Here is a 6,465-nt window from a genome sequence, read left to right as displayed (position 1 = left end):
ATCTCCAATCTCCAATCTCCAATCTCCAATCTCCAATCTCCAATCTCCAATCTCCAATCTCCAATCTCCAATCTCCAGGCCCTACTTGACCACAAGCACCGGACATGTCGCCCGCTGAGTGACGGCGAGGCTCACGCTGCCCATAACGAGGCCGCGCCACGGACTCATGCCGCGCGCTCCGATGATCAGGAGATCGGGGTGATGGGTGCCGATGACGTTGAGGATTACGTCACTGGCATGGCCCTCAATCACCGCGTTGGTGACGTTGCTCACCCCTTGTTGTTTTAGCCGGTTGGCTACATCGTCAACGAGGTTGTATGCTGCTGCACGCCGTTCGTTCATCTGCTCGTTGTAGTTGGGTTCGGCAAGGATGTTGGGTGGTTTGTGGAAGGCATGGATGATAAACACGGAAGCACTATAGCTGCTGGCGAGTGATGCGGTGATTGCACAGGCCCGCTCCGCTGCCGCTGAACCATCGCTGGCAAGCAGAATGCTATGGAACATGGTAACCTCATAGAGTTGATGTTGGCAACGCCGTCCATTGCCCATTGCATCATAGTTTCATGCTACGATGCACAGGTACAACCCCAAGTTGATGTTTAATAACGTGTCGTATAGTTAGGAGTACGATTGCGCTATTATGAAACACTACCGCTTGCTTGCGCTACTCGGCGCCGCACTGCTGTTGCTGGGCTTGATCGTCTACCAACAGCCCGAAACAACCCTAGAGCGGGCCGTGCGCCGCGAGGTGATCCGCGTAGGGTATGCGCCTGAAGAGCCCTTCTCTTACCGTACCCTTGATGGCCATGTGACTGGCGAGTCGGTAGAGGTGTTGCGCCTGATGCTCGCCCGCATGGGGATCGAGCGGGTGGAATGGGTGCAGACGGAGTGGTCTGAGTTGATCCCTGAACTCCGGGCGGGGCGTTTTGATCTGATTGCGACCGGGATGTTTATTACTTGTGAACGGGCACGCTTGATTGCCTTTACTGAGCCAATTTTTGGCTTGGAGCAGTCCTTTTTGGTGCGCACGGGTAATCCGCACCAGTTGCATAGCTATGCCGCTCTGGCCCAGCAGCCAGTGGCGCGCCTAGCGGTGGTTACGGGTGCCCACGAGCAGCGTCTGGCTGAAGCGAGTGGCTTGGCGCCTATTCAGATCCTTGAGGTGCCCGATGCGCGCACCGGGTTGATGGCGGTGATCGAGGGTCACGCCGATGCCTTTGCGTTGACGCGGGTGGCGATTACCGCATTGGTGGCGCAGGCCGAAGCAGGACAGGTCGAGGTCGCTACGCCCTTTGAACAACCACAACTGCCCACGCTGGTCGCACGGGGCTATGGTGCCTATGGCTTACGCCATGCCGATGTCAGCTTGCGTACGGCGCTCAATGAGCAGTTGCAGCAATTTGTGGGTACTCCCGAACATCAACGCCTGGTTGCACCCTTTGGTTTTACCGCAGCCGATCTGCCCGGAAGTATGACCACCGAGGCGCTGCTTACTATGTGTGAGCCATTGTAGATTGTAGATTCAGGATGCGCCGCCCATTATCAAAGTTGATCGCGTTCGCTTCGCTGTAACTGGCAATCACCTGGTCGGGCCGCCCCGCCGGCAGATAGGCGCTTGCCCCAACGGTCAGCGTATCGGTCGCAGCGGCGGTAATCAGCACCAGTGTGCCAACCATGTTTCAAGCAACCCTTTGAAGCGCTGTACTTCATTATCATTCATCAGATTTCTTATTCTTAAACGGGTTTACAATAAGCAACTGTTTGTCTACGTAAAGGCCGTCCTGCATATCTTCAGAAAGAAGTTGCTGACACCCCCCGATCAGCGCTGCAGCGAGAACTAGGCTATCCCAATAGCTAATCGCATAGTGTTCGCGTATGACTGATGCTCTTCGAATAATTTCATGAGAGAGATCAACCACGCGATAGTAGGCATAAAAGCTGTCAATTAGCCCGCGAAGTGTTGATTCGTCAAGAAATTTATTCTTAATCAGATTGACACACACTTCGTTTATCGTTTGAGTACTAACCACAAGCTGACGTGTATTCTCGATAACCTGTTTTGCCACACGGGTTTTGGCTGGGTCTTGAGTGTCAATAATAGCGTAGAGCCATACATTTGCATCTACAAATACTAAATCTTGACTGATTTGCGATTTTTCCATAAAGGAATACCTCATCTGAAAAAACATAATATAACTTATCGATCATATATTTCAGATCGATTCATAGGTTTGAAGTTAGGTGCTTGAATGGGATTTTTCATCAGATGTGCAATCATATTCATCTCGGGTTGTTCTTCTTCAACAAGAATAATCACCCGAATTACGCCTCGCACCTTGTTTCGATATTGCAAAGGGATTTCAATTGTACCATCTTTGGTTTTGACCTCAAATTCGACTGCGTACATTGTCATCCTCCCTATACATAATAAATAATCTTTCGCGGAACGTATATTCTTAATTATTCACTACCCACACGGCTTTGTCAAGTCTTGAGCTATTTGTTTACTTCTCCTTCACATTATATCACCGATAGTATACACCATTGCGCAATATTTGACGCTAAAGCCCATTGAGACGCGCTGTTCGGTAATCAACAATCAGAAATGGTATGATGCATAAACGCTAGTCTTTCGGGTGAGCATACGTAGTTGTAATATTCAACAGTAATTGGTAGAACTCATGATCCGATCATTAACCACGCGATCCCTTTGGCGCTCTGGTTGGTGGCGCACTCTGCTGTTGGTGCTGCTGGCCGTCTTGTCGTTAGCCCTGCTGCATTGGAGCCATTGCCAGTGGCGTCAGACGATGCAAGTATATGTGATTGCGCTTGATAATTTGAGCCAAGCCCGTCGCCATGTGAACCTGGCCTATTTGGTGGCTGGGCGGGCGGCTGGGGGTGATAGCACCTTCGCCTTTCAAGATGCTCAGGCCCATCTTGATCGGGCACTGCTAGCCTTGGATGATTGGCAGCAAGGTGAAAGTATGCTGATCCGTGTGGATGGTGCCCCGCCCCCTGGCGCTGAGTTGGCTCAGGCGGTACGGAGCTACCAAGAGCAGGTGGCTGAGTTTCAGCTTCTGCTCCACCCAAATCTGGCGACGGCGGCAACGCCGCTGGTGGCGCAACGTAGCGCCTTTGCCGAACTGGAGCGCCAAGCGGGTCGCTTGGAGGGGCAGCTCTACGAGAGGCTCAACTATGTGCTGTTGGCCCAGGAGCGACGCCACACTGCGCTGCTGCTGGTCTGGGGGTTGGCGCTGGCCCTGATTGGCTTCATGCTCTATCGTGGTGAACAGTTGCGCCAACGGGCAGCGCAACAACTGCAGCAGAGTGAGGCGCGCCTCGATGCGGTGCTGCAATCGGCGATGGATGCCATTATTGTTATTGATAGTGAGCGTAGGATTGTGCTCTTCAATGCTGCCGCTGAACAGATGTTTGGTTGCACGCAAATAGCAATTATTGGCAAGCCAATCGATCTGCTGTTGCCGAAGCATGGCGATCGCGTGCTGGCCATGGCCCATGAGCAGCAGCCTCTAGTTGAGGTAGATCTGCTGGTGGCCCAGCGCACTGATGGCAGCGAGTTTCCAATTGAGGCTTCGGCAGCTCAGCTTGTGTTGCAGGAGCAGAGCCTCGTTACACTGATTCTGCGCGATGTGAGCGCCCGCAAACGGCTTGAAGCGCAGTATCTGCAAGCCCAGAAGCTAGAGACTGTGGGGCGCTTGGCGGGTGGGGTGGCCCACGATTTTAACAATCTGCTGACGGTGATTGGCGGCTATGCTGAACTTGTGCGTAGCGATCTGGCAACCAGTGATCCACTCACAACTGATATTGCCCAAATCCAAGCCGCTTCCGACCGCGCATCCCGCCTCACCCGTCAGTTACTTGCCTTTGCGCGCAAACAGGTGATTGCGCCCGTTGTTACCAACCTGAACCAGCTTATTGAAGAGTTGGAACCCTTGTTGCGACGGCTGCTAGGTTCTGATCTGAAGCTTATGATCAACCTTGATCCCGCCCTTGGTCAAGTCAAGGTTGATCCGGGCCAGATCGAGCAGGTGATTGTCAATCTGGCGGTCAATGCGCGCGATGCGATGCCCGAAGGAGGACAGTTGAGCCTGCGTACCACCCAAACGATCCTGGAAGAACCGCTGATCCACGGTGCCTTTGACCTAGCCGCTGGTGAATATATCGTACTCCAGGTGAGTGACACGGGCTTGGGGATTCCTAAAGATCTACAAACAAAGGTCTTTGAACCCTTCTTTACCACCAAAAAACCGGACAAAGGCACCGGGCTTGGTTTGGCCACCTGCTATGGAATTGTGCGCCAACACGGGGGTGCGATTACGCTCTACAGCGAGGTGGGCTTAGGCACCACAATTGTCATCTACCTGCCGCGCACCTACGGCGAAGTGGTGAAGGCGCTGCAACCCACCAGCATGCCCGCCTTGCCCCGTGGGAACGAGACAATCCTGCTGGTGGAGGATGATGAGCATGTGCGTGCTTTGTCTATCCGCATCCTCGTGCAGCAGGGTTACCATGTACTCGAGGCGCACAATGGCGCAGAGGCGCTCCAGGTCTTGAAGGCGTGGCATCCACGCCCGGTGGCGCTGCTTGTGACCGACATCGTGATGCCGGAGTTGGGCGGGTTGGCCTTGGCCGAGCAGGTGCGCGGCATAGCGCCTACGGTAAAACTGCTCGTTGTCTCCGGCTATGCCGATCACCCATTGCTCAACGAGGGCTTTGATCCAACCAAGGGCCATTTTTTACAAAAACCCTTCTCGCCCGCAAGCTTGGCACGCAAGGTGCGCATGGTCTTGGATGAATAGGGATAGTTTCAGTTGATCCATTGCCTATTTTCTATTTTCTATTTTCTCGTTTCTATATCCTTACCTCCCCCCAACAGCGCACACACCTCCGCATCGCTCGTTTGGGTAAAATCGGCATACCAAAGGCCAATTGCGCCCAAATCATCCACTACCTCGAGGGCGATCAATTGCTCTACTTCGGCCCCTAGTTCAGCGGCAATATCATGGGCGGCCACCGGCACCGCGACTATCAGGCGGGCCGGGTTGCGGCTCCGCGCCGCACGAATCGCGGCGCGCATCGTGGTGCCCGTCGCCAGCCCATCATCCACGAGGATAACGCTCTTGCCCTCTAGCAATGGGGCTGCTCGTGTGCCACGGTAGACCTGCGCGCGCCGGATGAGTTCCTGCTGCTCCTTGGCGGTTACCTGCGCGATCTGCGCTGCACTCACCCCCAGGTGTGTGACCACCTCATCGTTCAAGACATGCACACCGCCTTCGGCAATTGCGCCCATAGCCAATTCAGCCTGGTCTGGCACACCCAATTTACGCACCAAGAGCAGATCGAGCGGTGCCTGAAGCGTGTGGGCAATTGCCGCCGCAATGGGCACCCCGCCACGTGGCAGGGCCAACACCAACGGTGCCACTACGTTCGGTTCAGCCGCCACACGGGCCGCCAACTCCTCACCCGCAGCAGCGCGATCGGCAAAGCGGCGGCGTACCCCTAAATGGCTCAAGATACTTCTCCATGTCATCGAATCATCCTCACACTCCCGCAGCACGCAGCAATTCCGTCGCCCACTGAGCATCATCAGCGGCGAGAGCTGGCACGGGAGGCTGATGGTAATCAATGCGTAAATCGTAGCCCGCCCGATCATAGAGCGCATGCAACAACGGCGTAAGCTCCACCTTCGGCTCAGGAGTAGCACGTCGCAGGGGCAGGGTAAAGCTTGGAATGGCTTGCCGTACCCCAAAAGGTCGTAACTCGGCCTGTGGTCGCTGATGAGCGCGACTAACCAACAGGCGATAGTCGCTCCGCCCCAAGTATCCGGTTATGGGCATCGCTTCACCACTACGCAACAGATCAAGTTCAACCAAATGGGTGAGACTAGCTAGGATGTTTAGCCGTTTCTGCATGTATTGACGCCGCCCCTCACCCGGCAGCTTATTGCTTGGTGAGAGCAGTTCCAAGACTGTGACTACAGCTTGTGAATCTGTGGCATAGATTGCGAGATAGGTTTCACGCAACTCCTCAAGCTGCGGAACTTCAACCATCACGATCCCAGGCTCTGGGCTGGGCATTGAACTACGGGTCTTCATTGGGACATCTGTTGGTACTACTGCCACATCAGGCCGCATATAGAAACTCAGATCATCTGGGCTAAGGCGCACAGTGCGTTCTTCGACCGCCACATAGTAGTGCGGGCGCAGACGTGGTGCCAAATCGTCGCGCAGGGCAATGATCAAGCTACTGTGGACATTGGGCCACAGACTTGGATGCTCTAGGTAGGGATCCATTCCAGGAAATGGCGTTGGCATAGTACTATTGGAGATTGGAGATTGCAGATTGGAGATTGGAGATTGGAGATTGCAGATTGGAGATTGGAGATTGGAGATTGGAGATTGGAGATTGGAGATTGGAGATTGGAGTTTGGAGATTGGAGATTGG

Annotated in this window: 8 protein-coding genes; 2 read left to right on the top strand and 6 right to left on the bottom strand. The window is 54.2% G+C overall.

Annotated features, from left to right (window positions below):
* Nucleotides 1-81: 81 nt before the first annotated feature.
* Nucleotides 82-504, bottom strand: coding sequence for a universal stress protein (locus tag CJ255_RS20645; protein ID WP_165774859.1), 423 nt, complete (start codon nt 502-504; stop codon nt 82-84).
* 136 nt (nt 505-640) lie between these two features.
* Here CJ255_RS20645 and ehuB point away from each other — a divergent pair, with 136 nt between their 5' ends.
* On the top strand, nt 641-1,513 hold the full coding sequence (gene ehuB, locus CJ255_RS20640; protein WP_097645964.1) for an ectoine/hydroxyectoine ABC transporter substrate-binding protein EhuB: 873 nt from the start codon (nt 641-643) through the stop codon (nt 1,511-1,513).
* Here ehuB and CJ255_RS20635 read toward each other — a convergent pair.
* The 3 genes from CJ255_RS20635 to CJ255_RS20625 are packed head-to-tail and all read right to left on the bottom strand — an operon-like array spanning nt 1,494 to nt 2,407.
* Nucleotides 1,494-1,676, bottom strand: a complete 183-nt coding sequence (locus CJ255_RS20635) for a hypothetical protein (protein ID WP_097645963.1) — start codon at nt 1,674-1,676, stop codon at nt 1,494-1,496. The two genes, ehuB and CJ255_RS20635, sit on opposite strands and share 20 nt — an antisense overlap.
* Nucleotides 1,677-1,712: 36 nt before the next feature.
* The gene (locus CJ255_RS20630; RefSeq protein WP_097645967.1) at nt 1,713-2,162 is read right to left on the bottom strand and encodes a PIN domain-containing protein; all 450 of its coding nucleotides are present in this window, start codon (nt 2,160-2,162) and stop codon (nt 1,713-1,715) included.
* Nucleotides 2,163-2,197: 35 nt separating this feature from the next.
* Nucleotides 2,198-2,407: a hypothetical protein gene (locus tag CJ255_RS20625; protein WP_097645962.1), complete on the bottom strand. Its 210-nt coding sequence runs from the start codon at nt 2,405-2,407 to the stop codon at nt 2,198-2,200.
* 274 nt (nt 2,408-2,681) lie between these two features.
* On the opposite strand from CJ255_RS20625, the gene CJ255_RS20620 reads away from it, so the two are divergent.
* Nucleotides 2,682-4,820 (top strand): ATP-binding protein, encoded by a 2,139-nt coding sequence (locus CJ255_RS20620; protein WP_097645961.1) that lies wholly within the window; start codon nt 2,682-2,684, stop codon nt 4,818-4,820.
* A 38-nt stretch (nt 4,821-4,858) separates the two neighbouring features.
* On the opposite strand, the gene CJ255_RS20615 is transcribed toward CJ255_RS20620, so the two are convergent.
* Nucleotides 4,859-5,551, bottom strand: a complete 693-nt coding sequence (locus tag CJ255_RS20615) for a phosphoribosyltransferase (RefSeq protein WP_097645966.1) — start codon at nt 5,549-5,551, stop codon at nt 4,859-4,861.
* Nucleotides 5,552-5,561: 10 nt separating this feature from the next.
* On the bottom strand, nt 5,562-6,465 hold a 904-nt coding region (locus CJ255_RS20610; protein WP_245863631.1), incomplete at its 5' end, for a DUF4058 family protein.

The sequence above is a fragment of the Candidatus Viridilinea mediisalina genome (assembly GCF_002532535.1).
GTDB classification, from domain to species: Bacteria; Chloroflexota; Chloroflexia; order Chloroflexales; family Chloroflexaceae; genus Viridilinea; species Viridilinea mediisalina.
The sequence above is the reverse complement of the archived record's forward strand: the minus strand, read 5'-3'. Positions and strand labels throughout refer to the sequence as shown.